The sequence below is a fragment of the Bacillus spizizenii TU-B-10 genome (assembly GCF_000227465.1).
GTDB classification, from domain to species: Bacteria; Bacillota; Bacilli; order Bacillales; family Bacillaceae; genus Bacillus; species Bacillus spizizenii.
In genome coordinates, this window is sequence record NC_016047.1 from 4,174,336 (window position 1) to 4,196,160 (window position 21,825).

Here is a 21,825-nt window from a genome sequence, read left to right on the forward strand (position 1 = left end):
CTTTAACAGCAGTTGGTGAAAATGAGTAGTGCTAATCTTATAGTTACCTTTTATTCTGTGAAATGTCGGGTACCAAACATCAGTCATAATGCTTTATCCGGCATTTTCACACTTTTAGCCAAGTATCCCGACAGCCATAACGCAGCCAGCAGCATGAAGGTGATCATACCGATGACGCCCAGCCAGTGAAAAGCAGACCAGAATAGCCCGCCGACTGTTCCGCAAATACTTGAACCGGCGTAATAAAAGAACAAATACAGCGATGACGCCTGCGCTTTGTTATGAAGCACTCTCCTGCCCACCCAGCTGCTGGCGACTGAGTGCCCGCCGAAGAAGCCGAAGGTAAAGAGGGCAATCCCCAGAATTTTCACTGCTAACCCACTGTTTATCGTTAACAAAGCACCCGTGATGACGATGAAAATATTCATCACCAGTATTTTCGGATAGCCATATTGATCAACCATTCTTCCAATGAAAGACGAGCTGAAAATCCCTACAATCATCACAATAAAAATCCAGCTGACAAACGCTTTATTAAACGAATATGGCGGTCCCAACAGCACATACGCAATGTAGTTAAACAATGCAACATTGCTTCCGAGCAGCAAAAAACCAATGAGGAACAAGCTTAATAGTCTCCGGTCCTTCAAGTGGCTGATGAGAGACATTCCCAATTGCCCGAGCTCCAATTTTCTCGGCGTGAAGTGCCTGGATGGAGGCAAATTTATAAAAAATATAATACTTGCGATCAAACTAATCACACCAATTGACCCCATCGCCATATGCCAAGTAAAGTACTCGCTCAGGAGCCCTGACACGATCCTTCCAAAAACGGCGCCGATCGCGTTTCCGCTAATATACAGCCCCATCGCCGATCCAAGGCTTCCGGGTTCAATTTCTTCTCCGAGATAAGCCATCGCAATAGAAGGAAGGCCAGCGAGCGCAATCCCTTGAATGGTTCTCAATACGAGCAGCGTATGAAAGTTCGGGCTGAAGGCCGACGCCAGACAAAGAACGGATGCGGCCAACATGGATACAGCCATAATCGGCTTGCGTCCCCACACCTCGGACAATGAACCAAAGACAAGCATACTCACAGCTAACAGCATTGTTGTAACGGATAAAGAAAGACTCGCCGCAGTAGGTGTCACATGAAATTCCCGCGTGAATTCCTCCAGAAGCGGCTGTACGCAATAAAGAATTGCAAATGTATTGAAACCCGCGGCAAAGAAAGCAAACGTAATTTTCCGAAAAACCGGTGTGCCTTTTTGAATGTATGTCATCGGGACTTTATCGGTCCCTTAGCATGTTGTTGAGCACTGCCATTCATAAACAACCATCCTTTATTTCTTACGAATTCAAACATCCTCGAGTCTGTTTATACATTTATCTTAGCACCGTTAATATATGTTGTATAATGCATATAAAATATCCTTTTCATGCTTATATGTAATTTAGGAGGGATGAGGGTTGGAATGGGAACAACTTGAATATTTTCAAACACTGGCCCAGATGCAGCACGTGACGAAGGCGGCAAAAAGCCTCTCCATCACACAGCCTGCGCTTTCACGCTCTATCGCCAGACTGGAAAACCATTTAGGCGTCCCGCTATTCGACAGGCACGGACGATCCATTACCTTAAATAAATATGGGCACATCTTTTTACGGAGGGTAGAGGCGATGACGAAGGAGTACACCGAGGGAAAACAGGAAATCCAAGCCTTATTAAAGCCAGACCAAGGCGAAGTATCTCTCGGCTTTTTGCATACTTTAGGGACAACGCTCGTGCCCGATCTCATCGGCTCCTTCCAGCAGGAATACCCCAACATTTCCTTCCAGCTGAAACAAAACCATTCCTATTGGCTGCTTGAACGATTAAAATCCGGAGATCTGGACCTCTGCCTCCTCGCTTCGATCAAGCCTGAAAAGCCGATCCAATGGATCAAGCTGTGGAGTGAAGAACTTTTTGTATTTGTGCCAAACGATCACCCATTAGCCAATCGTGAAAGCATTACCCTGAGTGAGATTGCCGGGGAGCGTTTTATTTTATTGAAAAAAGGCTACGCACTTCGGATGACAGTCGATGAGCTGTTTGAGAAAGCCGATATACAGCCAAACATTATGTTTGAAGGGGAAGAAGCCGCCACCGCAGCAGGTTTTGTCGCTGCCGGGCTCGGCATATCCATTCTGCCCGATCTGAAAGGCTTAGACCAAAGCAAAATTACAAAAATCCGCGTCAGCTGGCCAGAATGTCAGCGTGTCATAGGAATCGCCTGGATAAAAGGCCGATTTTTATCACCGGTTGCTGAGACCTTTAAACAATATGTCATCAGCCATTTTTCTGAGTAAGGGAGGATCACATCGTGAATGTGAAAAAAATAACGTCAGAACATGATTTACATATCGCGTTTGATATCAGAAAGGCAGTATTTGTAGAGGAACAAGGCTGTCCTGTTTCCGACGAATTCGATGAGTTCGATACACTCCGCGAAGATTGCCGGCACATCTTGGTTTATCATGAGAATGAGCCCGTTGGCACAGCCCGTGTCCGTATCGTTGATCACGCGGGAAAACTGGAAAGAATCTGCATTCTGAAGCCCTATCGCAAATTCGGGCTGGGCATAGTGATGGTCGATGCGTTAGAACGCATTGTGAAAGAACAAGGCATTTCTGCCTTCAAATTGCACGGCCAGACACAGGCGGCAGGCTTTTATGAAAAGCTCGGCTATCAGACAGCATCAGAAGAATTTATACTGGACGGCATTCCGCATGTGCTGATGACAAAAAAAGACAGCTTCGCCCTATAAAAGTTCACAAATTTGTCACTTATGAGCATGAGTGGTTCATTGGTATACTAATCACCGATTATGGAGAGAAGGATTGATTGTATGCCAACAAATAAAAAAGAAGGTCTTATATTTGGCGTGATGATGTGCTTTGGAATGGTCTGCATCATGTCGATTTACAATGCCATCATCAACGGAGCCATACATGATTTTTCATTGGTGACAGCTTTTGAAATGGTCATCGGTTTTATGGTCGCCCTGCTGTTAGATTTACTGTTAGTGGGTCCCCTTGCCAAAAAGATTGCATTCAGCATGCCGTTCGACAAGTCTAAGAAATTATATGTCATCCTCGCCATGTCTACGTGTATGGTGATCGGCATGGTGCTTTGTATGTCTGTGTTCGGTTTAGTGACAGCCGCTTTATCAAATGGAATTAACGGGGACAGCCTCTTCAGCACTTACCTGATGATTGTATTGAAAAATTTCATCTTAGCTTATCCCTTGCAATTACTGATTATGGGTCCATTAGTCAGAGGGGTTTTTATGAAATTTGTAAAACCGAAGCTCACAGCTGCTGTTTAAATAGAAAAGGAGTGAGCGTTACACCCACTCCTTTTCCCAATGATTTTCAGCACACCGCCTCACAAATCGAATGTAAAACAAGCTCCGCAAAAGCCTCCGCGGCAGGCAGCTGCCATTTTTTCTTTGTGATTAACATATGAGAGTAAAGCGGATCAAAGGTTTCAGCATGATGAAGGATTTTCAGCTTCCCCGCCTCCACTTCTTCTTTCACTGTGATATAAGGCAAAACAGAAAATCGGGATCTGCCGATTTATGTTTGATCTCTGATGAGCCTATTAATATCAGAAGCTCATTGAGATATCTGAGTATCTTTAAATTTCTCTCAAAACATATCAATATTTGTTTGGTATGTTTTTTCTTACTTCAATTAATCCCTATACCTTAACACATAGTTTTTATACAATTCTTTGTTATAAAGAATTTCTTCGCCATGTGAAGAGCAAATGAGCGCTGGTTTGATTTGATCTATGATTGCACCGCTATCGATGTTCTCATTCATATTAATGCTGAATTTTCTGATAGGGGGATGTAAATCCTCCTTGCTTGTGATAAAAAGGTCTCCTGTTAATAGGGTACGATCGATTTCATGATGATACACGACATGCCCCGGGGAATGTCCGGGTGTTAAATAGTATTGCAAAGGCAAGTGAGCCAGCGTTTGCGCCGTCAGCGGCTGGACAATATGAGCCACCCCTGTGTTCTCCACTTCATCTTTGTTCGGATAAGGCGCTTCCCCATTGATATACACTAGCTCTTTTTCATGGGCATAAATCGGAATATCAAATCTCTCTAACCATTTTGATGCACCTCCGATATGATCACTGTGGCCATGGGTAAGCAAGATGGCTTTTGGATTGCCGATCGCTAACGCTGCCCTAATTTGAGCATCAGCAAAACGTTCTATTCCCGTATCAATGATATAAACATCATCACCATCTTTGATAAACCAAATATGAACCGGAATACGAAGAGGCACATCAAGCTCAAATTCACATTGAAAGACATGTTCTGATAGTTGTCTCAAGTTCATGCAAACCACTCCCTTTGGAAATTTTTGATATCATTACTATAATACATCTGAGTTAGATATGTAATGACGCACATTTTTGTAACTTACATTGTGAGGTGACAAAGATGGGAAACCGGTTAAATGGATTTGGCGCTTGCAGTGCAGAAGTAGAAAAGGCTTGTCCCGTGGAAATGACGCTGCATATTATCTACGGGAAATGGAAAGGAATCATCATCGATATCCTGTCTCACAAATCAGTCCGGTTTAATGAGCTGAAACGGACCATACCAGGCATTACACAAAGAATGCTGACACTGCAGCTGAGAGAACTGGAAGCAGATGGTGTTGTGAAGAGAAATGTAGAGAACACTGTCCCCAAGAAGGTGGAGTATTCTTTGACAGAACTAGGTGAAAAGCTTTCTCCTATTATTGCATCCATGAGGCTGTGGGGGAATGAGTATATGAGTAAAAATGAGTGAAAATGACTTTAAAGATTTTACAGAAAACAGAAGGGTTTCCTTTTAAGTGAACGGAACATTTTCAAGGCAGATTATCTTGAAAATGTTCCCACAATGCAGCAGACTGGTATTCTTGAGAATCAGAAGCAGGGTTCTCGCCAGCTTGGCTCGACTTGTTGTCCATTAATAATCCCTTTTGTTCCCCTTCTTCACATATTCCCAATCACGTTCTATATTTTTCCTGACTCTGTGAACGAGTTTAAAAATGGTTTCCTTTTCCTCAGGCGTAAAACCAGACAAGGCCACTTCCATGGAATGTTCTCCTTCTCTTCTTAACAATGGATACACCTTTTTTCCTTTCTCAGTCGGGAACAGTTTTTTTATTTTTTTATTTTGCTCATCCGGCTGTTTTTGAATAAATCCCTGCATTTCTAATTTCTTAATGGCCCGCGCAGCCGTTGTTCGGTCCACTTTTATCATTTCCGCCAATTTTTCTTGAATAATTCCCGGATTTTCGTATATACGTACGAGATAGAGATACTGCCCTCTTGTTAAGTCGAAATCTTTAAATTCAATATTGCTTATGGAATCCAACGCTCTTGCTATCATGCCGATCTCACGCAAAATGTCATTCATTCCTAAAACCCCTCACGTATTTTTGTTGCAATTACAACAAAATTGTTTTAACCTTACTATTATAAGACCACATGCATGCTGTACAGTCCAGACTAATATCAGAAAAGGATTGATCAATTATGAATATAAAAAGAATAACAACAGAAAATGATTTACATGTTGCTCTAGATATTAGAAGAATGGTATTCATTGAGGAGCAGCATGTATCTGAATCGGATGAGTTCGATGAATTTGATACGCTCCAAGAACAATGCCAGCATATTTTGGTATATCATGAAAATCAGCCCGTTGGCACAGGTCGTGTGCGCATCGTTGACCATACAGCAAAGCTGGAAAGAATCTGCATTCTAAAACCTTACCGTAAGTACGGATTGGGGAAAGTCATCATAAGAGGATTAGAAGAAATCATGAAAGAAAAAGGAATGACTGCATTTAAGCTGCATGGGCAAACACAAGCAGCAGGCTTTTATAAAAAACTGGGCTATCAGATTGCCTCACAGGAATTTATGGAAGACGGCATCCCGCACGTCTTGATGACAAAAGAATGATCACGAATAAAATGAAATATGTTTATTACGTGTTAGGTATCCTCATATTAAGTTTAGGCATTTCTTTAACGATACAATCAGGATTAGGCACATCGCCCTTCGATGCCCTTTTGGTTGGCCTTTCAAAAGAAGTCGGTCTTACCGTGGGAAGCTGGGAGGTCCTTATTTCTGTGATCCTCTTAATCTGTAACTCTATATTAACGAGAAAAAAGCCTATGTTGCTGGGGTTGGTTACAGCATTCATTACTGGGATAGGCATTGACCTATGGTTGTTTGTTGTAAAAAATACCATTTATCTAAACGCGTTGTTAAGCAAACTGATTTGTTTCGGAATTGGTTTGGTGTTCATCGGTCTTGGAACAGCCATCTATCTTCAGACGAAATTTGCATCAACTCCTATCGATCATTTAACACTCATCATCCGAGATATCTCCAAAAGAACGATCTTATTTTCAAGAACATTGGTATATGCTCTTTTCTTCGTATTAGCTATTATATGTAAAGGCCCTATCGGCATCGGAACGCTTTTAACTGTTTGTTTAGGAGGAATAATCCTTCACTTTTTTATGCCTTTTGTTGAAAGACGCTTCTTATCCTCAAAAATGTAAATTGATGGTTGAATACCAGTTTCTTATAAAAAAAAGAAAAGAAGAGGTTAAAAAAACCTCTTCGTCTTCAAAAACCTTGCTATCATTAATGCTGCTGAGGAGATGGGAGTTGAACCTCTACCTCCGTCTATTAGATCCCCAATCAAGAGGAAGCCATCTTGTTTTTTAAGCTTTCTGTGTTTGTGCTTCCTTGCTTGAACGCTTATTCCCCTTATAGATAAAATAAAGGGAAATAATCATAAATAGCAATGCGAAGACACGTTTAATATCTAGTTCTATGACTAAACTATTAAACCATCCAAAATGATCAATCATTACCCCAATTACAAGTTGGCCAGCTATACCAGCAATATTAGTTGCAATAACCCCTATTCTTGGAACGGCTATGACAGTTAGCAGCAAATATGCCGTACCCAAAAATGCTGCACTTAATTGCCATTTAGGCGCTTCTAGAAGTCCAAGTACATTTCCGCTGCCAAAAAATAAAATGAAAATAGTAAGAAACATTGTTCCAGTGAGAAAGGTTAAAAATGTTGTTTCAATTGTTCCAGCTTTCCTACTAAATGTACCATTAATAGATGATTGTGCGCTTAATGTGACACCGCCAATCAATGTGAATAAAATCATAAATAGCCCCATTATTAAAGACCTCCTAGTTTATTAATATAAGTGCAATAATCATTGAAATTACGGCAAAAATCTTTTCTTTATTAACCCTCGTTTTCTTACTTCCAAGCCATCCAAAATGTTCAATAACCATACTCATTACCAATTGCCCGATAATGACAGCAACCATGGTGATACCAACACCAACGAATGGAACACTTACAACGATTGAGGTTAAATAAACAACACCCATGACACCACCAAGTAATGACCATTTAGGTGCTTTCAATGTATAGGAAAGCTCTCCTTTTCCAAAAAAGAGCCACAATAGCCCCAAAATAATTGAGCCCATAAAGAAGTTATAAAAACTAGTTTCTATTTGTCCAATTGTTTTTCCCAGTTCAGCATAAATAGCCCCTTCAAAGCTAAGTGCTGCTCCAGCAAATAGAGCAAGTAAATAAGATATAAAGCGCATATATAATATCTCCTTTTTCGAATAATTAAATATCTAGAATATTAGATATTTGCTGGTAAAAAAACAGAAACCAACATAAAATTAGATCTCTGTTTTAAAATATTTAGCTAACTGTTGAATAAATTCTTCGTTACGCCTGTAGTAAGTCCATTGGCCATGACGGATTGATTCAAGCAGACCAGCTTTTTGCATCATGCTTAAGTAGCTAGAAATTGTTGATTGAGAAACTTTGGCTTTTTCTTGAATATCCCCAACACATACTCCGCCTTTGTAACTTACCTCCTTTGGCAGGTGAGCGCCTTGTTTCGGGAAATGTTTCTCGGGTTCCTTCAGCCACTCTAGGATATTAAGTCTTGTTTCATTGGATAACGCTTTGAATACGTTAATAGGTTCCATGGCTGCAATTGTATATCTAGATATACCGATATGTCAAGTTGAATAAAAAATACGATAAATGTATAAATCATTAACAAAGACAATGAGATTCTGACTTGAAATCGATGGCTCGTCGGAATACTTTAGATAAAAATAAAAGATGTACTATAAACTATCCATTCCAAATACTTTAGTTAACCCTATAGACTATAGACTAAGGTATTTTTTTTATTATCTGTGGTAAGGTTAAATATGTTATCAAGTTTATAAAAGAAAAACACGAAAGAAGGTGATCCCATGCCAAATAACAATAAACCCAATAGATTAATCAATGAGAAGTCTCCTTACTTACTCCAACACGCCCACAACCCCGTAGACTGGTTCCCTTGGGGAGAAGAAGCCTTCGAAAAAGCAAAACGCGAAAACAAGCCGGTTCTTGTCAGCATCGGCTATTCCACATGCCATTGGTGCCACGTCATGGCCCACGAAAGCTTTGAAGATGAAGAAATCGCGCGTCTTCTCAATGAACGGTTTGTGGCGATTAAAGTCGACCGGGAAGAGCGGCCGGATGTAGATTCTGTTTATATGAGAATCTGCCAGCTGATGACCGGACAGGGCGGCTGGCCGCTGAATGTGTTTATCACGCCTGATCAGAAGCCATTTTACGCGGGTACATATTTTCCAAAGACGAGTAAATTCAATCGTCCCGGTTTCGTTGATGTCCTTGAGCATCTGTCTGAGACGTTTGCGAACGATCGCGAGCATGTCGAAGATATTGCAGAGAATGCCGCTAAACATTTGCAGACCAAAACAGCCGCAAAATCAGGCGAAGGCCTTAGCGAGTCAGCGATTCACCGGACATTCCAGCAGCTTGCCAACGGGTTTGATACGATCTACGGCGGTTTCGGGCAGGCGCCGAAATTTCCGATGCCCCATATGCTGATGTATTTGCTTCGTTATCATCACAATACGGAGCAGGAAAATGCTTTATACAACGTGACGAAAACGCTGGACAGCATGGCAAATGGCGGCATTTATGATCATATCGGCTATGGATTCGCCCGCTACTCGACCGATGAAGAGTGGCTCGTTCCTCACTTTGAAAAAATGCTGTACGACAATGCGCTGCTGCTCACTGCTTATACAGAAGCCTATCAGGTTACGCAAAACAGCAGGTATAAAGAGATTTGCGAGCAGATCATCACGTTCATACAGCGGGAAATGACCCATGAAGACGGAAGCTTTTTCTCCGCTTTAGACGCAGATACAGAAGGAGAAGAAGGAAAGTACTACGTGTGGTCAAAGGAAGAGATTCTGAGAACGCTCGGAGACGATCTCGGAACGCTGTATTGCCAAGTGTATGACATCACTGAAGAAGGAAACTTTGAAGGCAAAAATATTCCTAACCTCATTCACACAAAGCGGAAACAGATTAAAGCTGATGCCGGGTTAACCGAGGAAGAGCTCAGCCTCAAGCTTGAGGGCGCAAGACAACTGCTCTTGAAGACTCGCGAAGAAAGAACCTATCCGCATGTCGATGATAAAGTGCTGACCTCATGGAACGCGCTGATGATCGCAGGTCTCGCCAAAGCGGCAAAGGTATATCAGGAACCGAAATATCTCAGCTTAGCGAAAGACGCCATCACATTTATTGAAAACCATTTAATCATCGACGGCCGTGTGATGGTTCGGTATCGGGACGGCGAAGTGAAAAACAAAGGCTTCATCGATGATTATGCTTTTCTCCTATGGGCTTATCTGGATCTCTATGAAGCTTCGTTTGATCTTTCTTATTTACAAAAAGCGAAGAAACTGACGGACGATATGATCGGCTTATTTTGGGATGAGGAGCATGGCGGATTCTATTTCACCGGACACGATGCTGAAGCCTTAATCGTCCGGGAAAAAGAAGTGTACGACGGCGCCGTGCCTTCCGGAAACAGTGTGGCAGCCGTTCAGCTCTTGCGTCTCGGACAGGTCACAGGCGACTTATCGCTCATTGAAAAAGCAGAAACGATGTTTTCTGTGTTTAAGCCGGATATCGATGCGTATCCGAGCGGCCATGCTTTCTTTATGCAAAGCGTGTTAAAACACGTGATGCCTAAAAAGGAAATCGTTATTTTTGGCAGCGCAGACGATCCAGCCAGAAAACAAATCATCACTGCACTTCAAAAAGCCTTTAAGCCCAACGACTCCATTTTGGTGGCAGAGCATCCTGATCAATGCAAAGACATAGCACCATTTGCAGCAGACTACCGCATCATAGACGGCAAAACAACTGTGTATATTTGTGAAAACTTCGCCTGCCAGCAGCCGACAACAAATATCGAAGAAGCCCTCCAAACGTTAATAAGCAGCAGGGATTAAGACCCCTGCTGCTTACTTTGTGATTTCTTATGGTACCATAAAGCGATGCCCGCAAAAACAAGATTGACCGCTATCGTAAATAAAGCCTCCCACATCGGGTTCCCCCGCGTAACCGTAAATAAAGAAGGAATTCCTCCATACACACTGTTTTTTTCTGTGATAAACATACACAAAAACATATTATTCGCGGCATGGGCGCCAAGTGATATTTCAATACTGCCAGTTTTAATCGTGTAATAGGTCCACACAAAACCAAATGTTAAGTACTCAATTCCTGCCCAGACAGCGCCATTGTTCATTTCTGGATTAGCAAAATGCAATACGCCAAACAAGCCCCCGACAATCAATGTCAAGATAAGTGGATTTTTCGTTAATCTCCCGAAAGCTTGAAGCAAAAATCCTCTAAAAAACAATTCTTCCGCTGATGTTTGAAACGGAACCAAAATGAGGGCCGCCGCTAGCAGCCATATAAACCGTGAAGCATCAACATCTTGCATTGAATAGCTGTCAGGATGGATCGCAAAATCAATCAATTGTACGGCGATCATCAGCAGGAAATAAGCAATAAAGCCAAAGAAAATTCTCCGCCAATTGATCTTTGCATTCGGCGTAATGACCGTTCGAAAAGGCCGCTTTAGAATAAAGCGCACAGCCAGCCATACTCCTGGAATCGCAAATAAATAAATGACATGAGACAAATAAAGATCTACCAGAGGATCACTCAGCACAGCTTCATCCAAATCAAACGTGATATCGGGATTCACAATAACCGTAAACAGTATAGCGAAAAGGTAAGCAATATTCCCGAATACATATAAACCTACCATCACCAAAAAGGCGAAAAAGTATCTCCACAACGTATTGTTTCCTTCTATAGGACGGATAAATGGATTCATTCCTTCTATGTCTCTTCCTTTCAATGAGAATATTACTATATATTTGCATAAATTGGTCTATGAATCTACTGTTTTGGAAATCTTTTATGCAAAATTAAAATATAAAGTGTGAATTTAGTTCTTCCATCTAGTGATTTGAACTCTGTCACCAATGAATCAAGATACTTATAATATTCCCAAGAGGGGAGTTTTCAGTCTTTTCTTACTACTTAAAAGGGGGTTTTTTATGAATACGATCTTCAAACAGAAAAACACACATCCTTTCTCAAACGCAGCGAATCGTTTAGACCGCCTTCCGATTTCTCGCGTTCACTTCCAAGTATTAACCGCTCTCGGCATTGTTTATTTCTTTGATCTTGCAGATTTATTTACCCTCAGCAATGTAGCGCCGGCACTGATCGAGCATTGGGGCATCCCGCTTTCAACCATTGCCAATGTAACGGCGGCTTCGTTTTTAGGCATGTTTTTAGGCGCATCACTGGGTGGAAGGCTGTCCGATCGAATTGGCCGCAAAAGAGCCTTAAATCTATTTGTGTTTGTTTTCTCAATCGCATCGCTATGCAATGCCACGGCATGGGACATCCCGTCTTTAATGACATTCCGTTTTCTTACCGGATTTGGTGTCGCAGCGGCCATGGTCATTACCAATAGCTATCTGGCAGAATTTTTTCCTTCCAGTGTCCGCGGGAAATATATTTCTTTCTGTGCCATGATTGGATTGATCGGCGTTCCGATCACCAATATTGTGTCTGCCTTTGTCATTCCGCTCGGTTCATGGGGATGGAGGCTTGTATTTGTATGGGGTGCCGTCGGCCTTATTTATTTTTTCTTTATCCGCCGTCTCGAAGAGTCACCTCGCTTGCACGAAAATCGCGGTGAATATGCGAAAGCTGATGCGATCCTCAACAGAATTGAGGCGCAGGTTGAACAAGAGAAAGGCCCGCTTCCGGCACCAGCTCAGCCTAAAGCAAACAGTATCGTTCAGAAGCATGCCGGTTATGCAGGGTTATTGAAAGGAAGAAACCTTAAAATCACCATTGTGTTATCTGCTGTATGGATTTTTGAAACGTTTGGATTTTACGGATTTGCCTCATGGGTTCCCAGCCTGTTAAAAAGCAATGGAGTCTCCATGGAAAATACATTGTGGTATAACGTATTGCACTCCGTCGGCGCTCCGCTTGGCGCATTGCTCGGTTCCATGATTTCTGAAAGATTTCAGAGAAAGTGGATTTTAGCCGCCAGCGCATTTTTGACAGCCATCGCCGGTCTCTTATATGGCATGACTTTTATTCCGATCATGATCATTGTGTTTGGTTTTATCGTGAATATCACGGAACGGGTTTTCACCTCGAACTTATACGCCTATACGTCTGAACCTTATCCGACTGAATACCGTTCGTCTGGCAGTGGTTTAGCCTACGGCCTCGGCCGCTTTTCAAACATTTTTGGCTCATTGCTCGTCGGATTTATCGCCGTTCAGCTCGGCTATGTCAGCGTCTTCTTATTTATCGGCGGCTGCTGGCTCGCATGCTCCGTGCTGTTAATCTGCTTCGGCCCTAAAACGAATGCGAAACAGATTTAAAAAAGTCAGTGCGGATCTGCCGCACTGATTTCATTTCAATTCCTTCAACATCCTCGCAGGGTTTCCGCCTACAACCGTATTAGCAGGTACATCCTTAGTCACAACAGACCCTGATGCGATCACTGCGTTATCGCCGATCGTCACTCCCGGGTTAATCACTGCCCGGCCTCCGATCCAAACATGATCTCCAATTGTCACAGGCTTACCGAACTCCTGCCCGGACTTCCTTTCAATCGGATCAAGAGGATGACCGGCCGTATAGATATGTACACCTGGCGCAATCAAACAATGACGTCCGATACGCACTTCACACACATCTAAAATGACACAGTCAAAATTAACAAATGTATGGTCTCCAATATGAATGTGATAGCCATAATCACAGCGAAATGTCGGCAAAATCGTGACTTGATCACCAATCGAACCGAGCAGCTCCTTCAAAAACTCCGTCCGCACTGTATCATCTTCTGGTGTTTCGTTATATTGTCTAGTCAGCTGTCTCGCATGTTTGCGTTCTAGTAGCAGTTGTTGATCTTCCGGATTGTATAATTCTCCGGCTGCCATTTTTTCTTTTTCTGTCCTCAGCATTCAAGTCACTCCAGATGTCAGATTGTAATCTCGATCAAATTTCCTTCATCATCTTCAATCACACTTTCATAGTAGCCGTCTCCTGTTGTCCGCGGACCGTTTACTACTGCGAAACCATCCTTCTTCAATTGATCAGTCAGTTCATCAACCTTCTCCCGGCTTCCAACGGAAAAGGCAATATGGGCCCAGCCTGTCATCGTTTGTGAAGGCGGATCAGTCACATTTCCTTTTTTCATAATTTCCAGCCTTGCTCCGGAATCAAACGTAATAAAATAAGACTTAAAATCTTTTTTCTCATTATGGTATAGATCATTCGCTTTGCCGTTAAAATACGTTTCATAAAAAGCCTTCATTCGCTCTAAATCGTTGACCCAGATCGCTGTATGTTCAATCCGCATTTCTTCCTCCTCCTTCACCTTCAATGAAGTTATAAAGTATGAAATGCATTTCAGTTCAAGCTTTTTTCTCGAATTGATGCTGAATTTTGATATCAATGGGTTCATCCTGCATAAATAGAGAGAATGCTGCGATGCCGAGTTGCTCAAGATTCAAATCAAGCGACGGAAAACCAAGAACACGGCTGATAGAAGAATTCCCCTCGCCAATGATTTCAACATCCCATTTATTCTTTTGGGCAAATACATAAATTCCAGCTGCCACTTCATCACTATTTGCATAAATAGCAGTCGGAACCCGCTCGCTCGTATAATAATGTTCAGCTGCCCGCGCACCGTCATTCATCCCATTGCAACCAGACAGCATATGACGGTCTTCCAGCCTCCCGTAAACGGCTTTATAGGCCGCAGCTTTATCAGACGTGCTCGGACTCCTGTCGGCTTCTCTGACGCACGTAAAAGCAATATTTTCATGCCCACGGCTCTTTAGATAGCGAAAGCTTTCTGTATAAGCAGCTTTTCTGTCATTGTACGCACATGGGACATCAATGTCTCCGGTATCCTCACAAGCGATGATCGGCCCATACTCCTGATAAGCGATAATGCTGTTCCAGTCATTGGCGCGGGATGTAATGATGAGACCGTCTATTTTCTTCGTTCTTAACAGCTCTAGATATTTGATTTCAATAGCGGGGTTATAATTGGTGGGGAGGAGGGTCGTTGCATACTCTTGCTGAAACGCCGCCTTAGTGATTCCATTTACGATTTTATCAAAGCAGGGATGATCGCTATAAGGCAGGATCACACCGACCGTATGGGTTTTCCCGCGAATGAGATCGATTGCGGTTCGATTTGGTGTGTAATCTAATTCCTTCATGACTTGATGAACAAGCTTTCTCTTTTCTTCAGACACATATGGATGATGATTCAACACACGCGAAACAGTCGAAACAGATACATTGGCCAGTCTTGCAATCTCTTTTATGTTCGCCATCTCTTTCTCCTTTTTCATATAAAAAAGCAGTAAGTGTAAATTCCTTACTGCTATCTCATCATATATTGATCATAAGTTCAACAGGACAATGGTCAGAACCCATGACGTCCGCTGATATGCTGGCATCCTCAATCTGTTCCTTAAGCCTTTCGGACACAACAAAATAATCGAGACGCCATCCGATATTTCTGTCCCGGGCCCCGGCACGATACGACCACCAGGAATAAGCGCCTTCAAGATCAGGATAGACGTGGCGGAATGAGTCAACAAAGCCTGCTTCTAAGAAACGAGTGAATGCTCCTCTTTCTTGCTCAGAAAATCCGGCGTTATTTCGGTTCGCCTTTGGATTTTTCAAATCGATCTCCTGATGGGCTACATTCAAATCGCCGCATAAAATGACCGGCTTTTTCTTATCCAATTCAAGAATATAAGATAATAAAGCCTCTTCCCATTGCATCCGATAATCGATTCGCTCCAATCCTCTTTTGGAATTGGGCGTGTAAACGGTCATCACAAACAAGTTTTCAAATTCCAGCGTAATCACTCTGCCTTCTTGGTCATGCTCTTCTATTCCGATACCGTACATGACATGCAGCGGCTTTTGTTTTGAAAAAACAGCTGTGCCGGAATATCCTTTTTTCACTGCATAATTCCAATACACATGATAGCCTTCAGGCTGGAGATCAACCTGGCCGTCCTGTATCTTTGTTTCCTGAAGACATATAATATCTGCATCCTCTTCTTTCAGATAAGAGAGGAAATCCATCTTTCTCATGACAGCCCGCAGGCCGTTTACATTCCAAGAAATCAGCTTCATGTTTCATCCCCCTATAAAAAAGAGCAAGAACCCGAAGGTCCTTGCTCTTTACGTATCAGCTTACTCACCGCTTACGTACGGAAGTAAAGCCATTTGACGAGCGCGTTTGATCGCTGCAGTCAATTTACGTTGGTATTTAGCGTTTGTTCCAGTTACACGACGTGGTAAAATTTTACCGCGCTCAGAAACAAACTTTTTAAGAAGATCTACATCTTTGTAGTCGATGTGCGTGATACCGTTAGAAGTGAAATAACACACCTTACGGCGTTTCGCACGACCGCCTCTGCGTCCTCCTGCCATTGTCATTTCCCTCCTTTCTTTTTCAATTTAGGTGATAATCTCATTAGAATGGAAGATCGTCATCCGAGATGTCAATCGGTTTGCCGTCGTTGGCAAATGGGTCATCATTAAAGCTGTTCCCCTGATTGCGTTTCTGGTTGTTTTGATTTCCCCCGAATGGATTATCATTTTGGCCTCCGCCAAAGTACTGGCCTCCGCCGCTATTTCCTTCGTTGTATCCACCTGAACCAGAACCGCCGCCGTTTTTCGGCTCAAGAAATTGAACACTTTCAGCTTGGACCTCAGTCACGAAGACACGCTGTCCTTGCTGGTTTTCATAGTTTCTTGTTTGTAAACGGCCATCTACGCCTGCAAGGCTTCCTTTTTTCAGGAAGTTTGCAACGTTTTCGGCTTGTCTTCTCCAAGTGACACAATTAATGAAATCGGCCTCACGTTCTCCGGACTGGTTCGTAAATGTACGATTCACAGCAAGAGTAAACGTAGCAACAGCCGCACCGTTTGGCGTATAACGAAGCTCTGGGTCTTTTGTCAGTCTTCCGACTAATACAACTCGGTTAAGCATAAGAAAGACCACCTTTTACCATTATATATTTCAAAATTGCTTATTCTTCTTCTTTAACAACAATGTGGCGAATGATATCGTCACTGATCTTAGCTAGACGGTCAAATTCTTGAACTGCCGCAGCGTCAGCTTGAACGTTTAAGATTTGGTAGAAACCGTCGCGGAAATCGTTGATTTCGTAAGCAAGACGACGTTTACCCCAATCCTTTGTTCCAGTGATCTCCGCACCGTTAGAAGTCAGAACGTTGTTGAAACGCTCGATAACTGCTTTTTTAGACTCATCGTCAATGTTTGGGCGGATAATGTACATAACTTCGTACTTTCTCATCTGTTTGCACCTCCTTTTGGACTAAGCGGCCCATAATGGGCAAGGAGCAATAATTCTATTACTCACAATTTTATATTATACCAAAGCTCTTGTCCCTTTACAACTGCATCCTATACATTAAATCGGAAATGAATAACGTCTCCGTCTTGAACAACGTACTCTTTTCCTTCGAGACGGACTTTTCCTGCTTCTTTCGCTCCTGTCATACCGCCGCCCGCAAGAAGATCCTCATAAGCAACAGTTTCAGCACGAATGAAGCCGCGCTCAAAGTCACTATGAATAATTCCTGCACACTCAGGGGCTTTCATGCCTTTTTTGAATGTCCAAGCTCTGACTTCCTGTTCTCCGGCTGTGAAATATGTTGCAAGGCCAAGAAGGGAGTATGATGCTTTGATCAACTGATCAAGCCCTGATTCTTCAATGCCAAGCTCTTCAAGGAACATTTGCTTTTCATCGCCTTCAAGCTCGGCGATTTCGGATTCGATTTTCGCACAAACAACGATAACTTCTGCATTTTCGCCGGCAGCGTACTCGCGAATCTTCGCTACATTTTCATTGCCAGACGGATCAGCTACTTCATCTTCACTTACGTTTGCAACGTACAAAATAGGCTTCGAAGTCAGTAAATGAAGCTGCTTCACAAGCTTTTGCTGCTCTTCAGTGAACTCAACAGAACGAGCAGGCTTTTCACTTTCAAACGCTTCTTTCAGTTTAGACAGAATCTCAAACTCAAATACAGCTTCTTTATCTTTTTGCTTCGCAAGTTTGCTGACGCGTGTAATCCGCTTTTCAACTGTTTCCATATCAGCGAGGATCAGCTCAAGGTTGATCGTTTCAATGTCATCAATCGGATCAACTTTTCCAGAAACGTGTGTAATGTTGTCATCAGAAAAAGCACGGACAACGTGGCAAATTGCATCAACCTGGCGAATGTGAGAAAGGAATTTGTTACCGAGTCCTTCTCCTTTAGACGCACCTTTTACGATCCCTGCAATATCAGTGAATTCAAAAGCAGTCGGCACAGTCTTCTTCGGTTTGACCAGCTCAGTCAGCTTTTGCAGACGATCATCAGGTACTTTCTACAATTCCCACGTTCGGATCAATTGTACAGAACGGGTAGTTGGCTGATTCGGCACCGGCCTGTGTAATTGCGTTAAATAGCGTTGATTTCCCGACGTTTGGCAAACCAACAATTCCAGCTGTTAAAGCCATTCTTTCATCTCCTCTATATAAAACCGTCATTGTATAAACGTATTTTGAACCTAGAGCAATTATAAGGAGGTTCACTGGAAAAGACAAGCTGACAAAAAAGCATTTTCAGCCTGCCAATCCCTTTGGTTACGCTTTTTTCAAGCCTACTAAACAGTCAAAAAGCGTGCTTCCCATTCCATTATCAGAATTTGTATCATTTGTCAGTGCATTGACTGAACCTCCAAAAGCCGCCCACATGCCTTCATCTATATTAATCGTCTTCGGGTGAGCCTGCTTCATCACTTTCACCTTGCCCGTCAAGCGCCCGCGGTCATTAAAGATGGCAACCTCGTCTCCGTCCTGAAGGTTCTGCTCCACCGCTATGTCTGGAGAAATATCGACTTGAATATGCTGAAGCTTTTCAATAAACGGCACATGCTGAGAATGATTAGAACGCTGTGGATGAATGGACAACAGCGTGTAAGGATACTTTCCAGCTAAATCCTCATTATGGAAAGCAGATTCTTCGGGCACATTTAATTGAAGCAAGCCGCTAAACCCTTTTTCCTCAGCTAGCGACGAAGTAAATTCAAATTTTCCGCTCGGCGTCAAAAACTGATAGTCATCCCACGGCACTTGCTTGACTGGAAGAGGGAGATGGCCTTTTTCTTTCAGTCGCTCTAGCGTCACATCCTCTGCCTCCAATGAAGAAAGCCCCATTTCCAAAAATTCTTCAGTGCTGTGTTCAAACAACTCGCCAAATCCAAGGCGTTTTGCAAGCTCTGACCAGATCCAGCTGTCCGACTTCGCTTCACCCTGCGGCTCCACAAGCTTTTTCCCGTATTGAACGTAATGGTGATACATGCTGGAATAGTAGATATCCTCTTCTTCAAAAACAGTGGCTGTCGGCAAAACATAGTCACATAGCTTTGCCGTATCCGTCATGATAGAATCAATCGCTACCGTCATCGGAACCTTTTCAAACGCTTGTCTCACTTTATGTGTGTTTGGCACCTGGGTCAACGGGTTTCCGCACGTCACGATAATCATCTCGATCGCTGGATCAGCAGCCGTTAGTACCTCTTCAGCCTGCGTCATCATTGAAAACGAACGTGATGTTGTTTTTAACTCCGGGAGCGTCAGCTTCGTTTTCGCAAAGCTCTCACCTATTTGGACATTCCCGAAATTCGCGCCGCCACCTTTAATTCCGACATTTCCGCTTGCCGCAACGAGTGCATCAATCCAGCGAATCGTTCCGCCCCCGTTTTTATAGCGCTGCATACCAAGCCCCATAAAAGTAGACACCGGGCCATCGGCATACAAACCGGCCAGATACTCCAGCTCCTCCATAGAAGTTTCTGTTTTTACAATAAACTCTTCTAGAGAAACGGTGTTCAAAAGCTCTTTTACATCATCAAAACCGACAGAGTGCTCAGAAATAAATGTCTCATCCGTTCTCCCTGTCTCAATCAGAACCTTCAAAACAGCTGCCGCAAGCCAGCCATCCATTCCCGGCTTTACAGAGATATAGCGGTCTGCAAGCTTGGCAGTCGGATTGAAGATCGGGTCAATCACAGTAATTGTGGCGCCCTTTTTCTTCACCTGCTGCAAGTGATGGTATAAGTGCATATTCGTTCTGGATACATTTCTTCCCCACACAACAACATGTTTGCTGTTGTAAATATCAAGCGGGCCGTGCCCATACGAACGGCCGAAATCCCAGCTTTGTGCCTCGATACCGGAGCCCCAGCATATGCTTCCGACGATTTCAGTCACGCCGCCATACCCATTAAAAAAACGCTGGTCTAGCGCTTTTAACAAACCGTTATTCGCATAATCGTGGCTGTGCAAAACAGCAGTTGTCTCCGATTTTTCCTTGATCTCCCGAAGTTTGCCGGCAATTTCATCAAGTGCCTGATTCCAGGAAATTCGCACAAACTCGCCATTTTGTTTTTTCATCGGATAGCGGAGCCGCTGAGGCGAATTTGTTTTTGTCTCAAGCATTCTGCCGCGGCCGCAGATTTTGCCTTCCGTAATCGGATGGTTCGGATCTCCGTCCACCTTTGTTACCTTTCCGTCTTCAACAGTCACCAAAAAGCCGCAGCTGTCCCAGCAATTCAGCGGACATGCTGACTGATGCACTTTGCTCATCGCCGTCTTCTCCTTACCTTCTATATGAAAAAGCATGAGTGCCGGCCTTTTTACGAAGTAGGCTCCTCATGCTTGACAAGTACTTTTTTTAGTTTTCTTTCAAATTCTTTTCTCGGAATCATTACACTGTGAGAACATCCCTCACACTTAATTCGAATATCCATTCCCATGCGTATAATTTTCCAGCTGTTCGCTCCGCATGGATGCGGTTTTTTCATTTCTACGATATCATTCAGGCCAAAGTCTTTATCCGCCAAGACCCTTCACCTCTTTTCATAAACTGCTGTATCTATTGTACAAAAAAACTGATCATAAGAGCAATCAAGATATCTGAAAAGAAAGGTATCCTCTTATTTCCATTTACTCAAAATAGGATATAACAGCAGACAAACTAACAAATATAAATTCAGCATCCCGTATATCGGATACAAGAACGCGATCAAATCAGAAAACCCGAAAGAGGTAAATGGCACCATTAACACTAACAGAATCAACACAATCATCCATCTTGGCATATGAACAAACGCCATCAACCGGCTGGACAGCCCCAGCAAACCAGCTACCGTCGTCGTGTAAATCGCCAGACAAAGCACCGCCGTCATACATAAAAAAAGGAGATAAGGCGCCCCCTCCAAAACGGCAAACAACGGTATTTCAAACTGGGAAAGGGAGCCCGCCAACTCCACTAACGTTTCATTATAAACAAAAGAGATCACACCAAAAATAAGTCCGCTTGCCACACTGGCGATTTTCGCTTCTCCGAGTCCTTTCATTTCTTTCCCAACGGAGGATAAAATCGCGACAACTGAAAGAATGTTTAAAGAGGTAAACGTAATGCTCGCAGGCCAGTTATACTGCCGAGTCAAATCAATCGTCCACGTATGATGATGGGTGCTCTGAAAGGAGATCAGCGCATACAGCAGCCCTGCTACTAAAACAGGTATTAAAAAACCATTTACTGATAATATTCCTTTCACATCCCAGAAAAACAAACACACGGTCACGATACAAATCAGCGCGATTCCCCACCAGAAAGGAAGCTTGTACATTTGCAAGGTCACACCGCCTCCGGCAATCATCACCATAGTCGTCGAAAACAAATAAAAAACGATGAGGACATCATAAATTTTCGCCAGCCATGGTCCCATCAAATGTTCCAGAACCGGCAGAAAATGAGTGGATTGAACCTTAAAACTGATTTTCATCACAATATAAGACGAGAAAATGAACATGATTGTAAACAGCACAATAGCAAGTCCGCTTTCCGCCCCAAAAAACTGCCATATCTCCTGACCGCTCGCATATCCGGCCCCGATCAGGCTCCCTAATATGAGCAGCATCCACTTCATTCCGGCTCTCCACAACATCATCACCTCATAGCACAGAGTTCAGCTTTTTCCCGTTATTGTTACTATATAAATAACTGAAAGCAAACATGCCATATTTTCATAGACATTGACCACAAGGTAAAATTATCATACGAAATACACATAAAAAAGACTGCCAATGAAGGCAGTCTAAAACAAGATATTAGTTTGGCCGCGGAAATAAGGAAAGAACCTCTGTATGCA

At 43.0% G+C, this 21,825-nt stretch carries 25 protein-coding genes and 2 pseudogenes; 8 read left to right on the forward strand and 19 right to left on the reverse strand.

Going from position 1 to position 21,825, the window contains the following annotated elements:
- Positions 1-83: 83 nt before the first annotated feature.
- A complete protein-coding gene (locus GYO_RS42900) occupies positions 84-1,283 on the reverse strand; it encodes an MFS transporter (protein WP_014115866.1) in 1,200 nt (399 codons plus the stop codon).
- 187 nt (positions 1,284-1,470) lie between these two features.
- Here GYO_RS42900 and GYO_RS42905 point away from each other — a divergent pair, with 187 nt between their 5' ends.
- The 3 genes from GYO_RS42905 (at position 1,471) to GYO_RS42915 (ending at position 3,368) form a co-directional block, all read left to right on the forward strand.
- Positions 1,471-2,349 carry a LysR family transcriptional regulator gene (locus GYO_RS42905; protein WP_014115867.1) on the forward strand — a complete coding sequence of 293 codons (879 nt, stop codon included), beginning with the start codon at positions 1,471-1,473 and terminating at the stop codon, positions 2,347-2,349.
- Between the two features lie 14 nt (positions 2,350-2,363).
- Positions 2,364-2,807, forward strand: coding sequence for a GNAT family N-acetyltransferase (locus GYO_RS42910; protein WP_014115868.1), 444 nt, complete (start codon positions 2,364-2,366; stop codon positions 2,805-2,807).
- An 81-nt stretch (positions 2,808-2,888) separates the two neighbouring features.
- The gene (locus GYO_RS42915) at positions 2,889-3,368 is read left to right on the forward strand and encodes a DUF2798 domain-containing protein (RefSeq protein WP_014115869.1); all 480 of its coding nucleotides are present in this window, start codon (positions 2,889-2,891) and stop codon (positions 3,366-3,368) included.
- A gap of 46 nt (positions 3,369-3,414) precedes the next feature.
- On the opposite strand, the pseudogene GYO_RS44220 reads toward GYO_RS42915, so the two are convergent.
- Both GYO_RS44220 and GYO_RS42925 read right to left on the reverse strand, forming a co-directional pair.
- Positions 3,415-3,603: pseudogene (locus GYO_RS44220) on the reverse strand (LysR family transcriptional regulator); the annotation flags it as partial.
- Positions 3,604-3,735: 132 nt separating this feature from the next.
- Positions 3,736-4,398 carry an MBL fold metallo-hydrolase gene (locus GYO_RS42925; protein WP_014115871.1) on the reverse strand — a complete coding sequence of 221 codons (663 nt, stop codon included), beginning with the start codon at positions 4,396-4,398 and terminating at the stop codon, positions 3,736-3,738.
- 104 nt (positions 4,399-4,502) lie between these two features.
- Here GYO_RS42925 and GYO_RS42930 point away from each other — a divergent pair, with 104 nt between their 5' ends.
- Positions 4,503-4,856: a winged helix-turn-helix transcriptional regulator gene (locus tag GYO_RS42930; RefSeq protein WP_014115872.1), complete on the forward strand. Its 354-nt coding sequence runs from the start codon at positions 4,503-4,505 to the stop codon at positions 4,854-4,856.
- 162 nt (positions 4,857-5,018) lie between these two features.
- Here GYO_RS42930 and GYO_RS42935 read toward each other — a convergent pair whose 3' ends face one another.
- Entirely contained in the window at positions 5,019-5,471 is a 453-nt protein-coding gene (locus tag GYO_RS42935) for a MarR family transcriptional regulator (RefSeq protein WP_014115874.1), read from the reverse strand.
- A 119-nt stretch (positions 5,472-5,590) separates the two neighbouring features.
- Here GYO_RS42935 and GYO_RS42940 point away from each other — a divergent pair, with 119 nt between their 5' ends.
- Positions 5,591-6,019, forward strand: a complete 429-nt coding sequence (locus GYO_RS42940) for a GNAT family N-acetyltransferase (RefSeq protein WP_014115875.1) — start codon at positions 5,591-5,593, stop codon at positions 6,017-6,019.
- A gap of 11 nt (positions 6,020-6,030) precedes the next feature.
- Positions 6,031-6,627 (forward strand): YczE/YyaS/YitT family protein, encoded by a 597-nt coding sequence (locus GYO_RS42945; protein WP_041521217.1) that lies wholly within the window; start codon positions 6,031-6,033, stop codon positions 6,625-6,627.
- Between the two features lie 165 nt (positions 6,628-6,792).
- On the opposite strand, the gene GYO_RS42950 is transcribed toward GYO_RS42945, so the two are convergent.
- The 3 genes from GYO_RS42950 to GYO_RS42960 all read right to left on the reverse strand — a co-directional run bounded on the left by GYO_RS42950 (position 6,793) and on the right by GYO_RS42960 (position 8,104).
- Positions 6,793-7,266, reverse strand: a complete 474-nt coding sequence (locus GYO_RS42950) for a DMT family transporter (RefSeq protein ID WP_014115877.1) — start codon at positions 7,264-7,266, stop codon at positions 6,793-6,795.
- Positions 7,267-7,279: 13 nt separating this feature from the next.
- Complete coding sequence (locus GYO_RS42955) at positions 7,280-7,708, reverse strand: DMT family transporter (RefSeq protein ID WP_014115878.1); 429 nt, start codon at positions 7,706-7,708, stop codon at positions 7,280-7,282.
- Between the two features lie 81 nt (positions 7,709-7,789).
- Positions 7,790-8,104, reverse strand: coding sequence for an ArsR/SmtB family transcription factor (locus GYO_RS42960; RefSeq protein ID WP_014115879.1), 315 nt, complete (start codon positions 8,102-8,104; stop codon positions 7,790-7,792).
- Positions 8,105-8,380: 276 nt separating this feature from the next.
- Here GYO_RS42960 and GYO_RS42965 point away from each other — a divergent pair, with 276 nt between their 5' ends.
- Positions 8,381-10,450, forward strand: coding sequence for a thioredoxin domain-containing protein (locus tag GYO_RS42965; RefSeq protein WP_014115880.1), 2,070 nt, complete (start codon positions 8,381-8,383; stop codon positions 10,448-10,450).
- Here the strand turns inward: GYO_RS42965 and GYO_RS42970 are convergent.
- The gene (locus GYO_RS42970; protein WP_014115881.1) at positions 10,447-11,346 is read right to left on the reverse strand and encodes a CPBP family intramembrane glutamic endopeptidase; all 900 of its coding nucleotides are present in this window, start codon (positions 11,344-11,346) and stop codon (positions 10,447-10,449) included. The genes GYO_RS42965 and GYO_RS42970 overlap by 4 nt on opposite strands.
- A gap of 226 nt (positions 11,347-11,572) precedes the next feature.
- Between GYO_RS42970 and GYO_RS42975 the strand changes: the two genes are divergently transcribed.
- Positions 11,573-12,928 carry an MFS transporter gene (locus tag GYO_RS42975; protein ID WP_014115882.1) on the forward strand — a complete coding sequence of 452 codons (1,356 nt, stop codon included), beginning with the start codon at positions 11,573-11,575 and terminating at the stop codon, positions 12,926-12,928.
- A 30-nt stretch (positions 12,929-12,958) separates the two neighbouring features.
- On the opposite strand, the gene GYO_RS42980 is transcribed toward GYO_RS42975, so the two are convergent.
- The 11 genes and pseudogenes from GYO_RS42980 to GYO_RS43030 all read right to left on the reverse strand — a co-directional run bounded on the left by GYO_RS42980 (position 12,959) and on the right by GYO_RS43030 (position 21,621).
- Positions 12,959-13,516 carry a sugar O-acetyltransferase gene (locus GYO_RS42980; RefSeq protein WP_014115883.1) on the reverse strand — a complete coding sequence of 186 codons (558 nt, stop codon included), beginning with the start codon at positions 13,514-13,516 and terminating at the stop codon, positions 12,959-12,961.
- Between the two features lie 17 nt (positions 13,517-13,533).
- Complete coding sequence (locus GYO_RS42985) at positions 13,534-13,914, reverse strand: VOC family protein (RefSeq protein ID WP_014115884.1); 381 nt, start codon at positions 13,912-13,914, stop codon at positions 13,534-13,536.
- Positions 13,915-13,969: 55 nt separating this feature from the next.
- Positions 13,970-14,905, reverse strand: coding sequence for a transcriptional regulator CcpB (ccpB, locus tag GYO_RS42990; RefSeq protein WP_014115885.1), 936 nt, complete (start codon positions 14,903-14,905; stop codon positions 13,970-13,972).
- A 58-nt stretch (positions 14,906-14,963) separates the two neighbouring features.
- Positions 14,964-15,722: an exodeoxyribonuclease III gene (gene xth / locus GYO_RS42995; protein WP_014115886.1), complete on the reverse strand. Its 759-nt coding sequence runs from the start codon at positions 15,720-15,722 to the stop codon at positions 14,964-14,966.
- Between the two features lie 60 nt (positions 15,723-15,782).
- Positions 15,783-16,022: a 30S ribosomal protein S18 gene (rpsR, locus tag GYO_RS43000; protein ID WP_003219224.1), complete on the reverse strand. Its 240-nt coding sequence runs from the start codon at positions 16,020-16,022 to the stop codon at positions 15,783-15,785.
- A 43-nt stretch (positions 16,023-16,065) separates the two neighbouring features.
- A complete protein-coding gene (gene ssbA / locus GYO_RS43005) occupies positions 16,066-16,584 on the reverse strand; it encodes a single-stranded DNA-binding protein SsbA (RefSeq protein ID WP_014115887.1) in 519 nt (172 codons plus the stop codon).
- A gap of 40 nt (positions 16,585-16,624) precedes the next feature.
- On the reverse strand, positions 16,625-16,912 hold the full coding sequence (gene rpsF, locus GYO_RS43010) for a 30S ribosomal protein S6 (protein ID WP_014115888.1): 288 nt from the start codon (positions 16,910-16,912) through the stop codon (positions 16,625-16,627).
- A 110-nt stretch (positions 16,913-17,022) separates the two neighbouring features.
- Positions 17,023-18,124: pseudogene (gene ychF / locus GYO_RS43015) on the reverse strand (redox-regulated ATPase YchF).
- A 126-nt stretch (positions 18,125-18,250) separates the two neighbouring features.
- Entirely contained in the window at positions 18,251-20,254 is a 2,004-nt protein-coding gene (locus tag GYO_RS43020) for a molybdopterin-dependent oxidoreductase (RefSeq protein ID WP_014115891.1), read from the reverse strand.
- Positions 20,255-20,304: 50 nt separating this feature from the next.
- Positions 20,305-20,511: a DUF951 domain-containing protein gene (locus GYO_RS43025; protein WP_003219236.1), complete on the reverse strand. Its 207-nt coding sequence runs from the start codon at positions 20,509-20,511 to the stop codon at positions 20,305-20,307.
- A gap of 93 nt (positions 20,512-20,604) precedes the next feature.
- A complete protein-coding gene (locus GYO_RS43030) occupies positions 20,605-21,621 on the reverse strand; it encodes a YkvI family membrane protein (RefSeq protein ID WP_014115892.1) in 1,017 nt (338 codons plus the stop codon).
- Positions 21,622-21,825 lie beyond the last annotated feature (204 nt).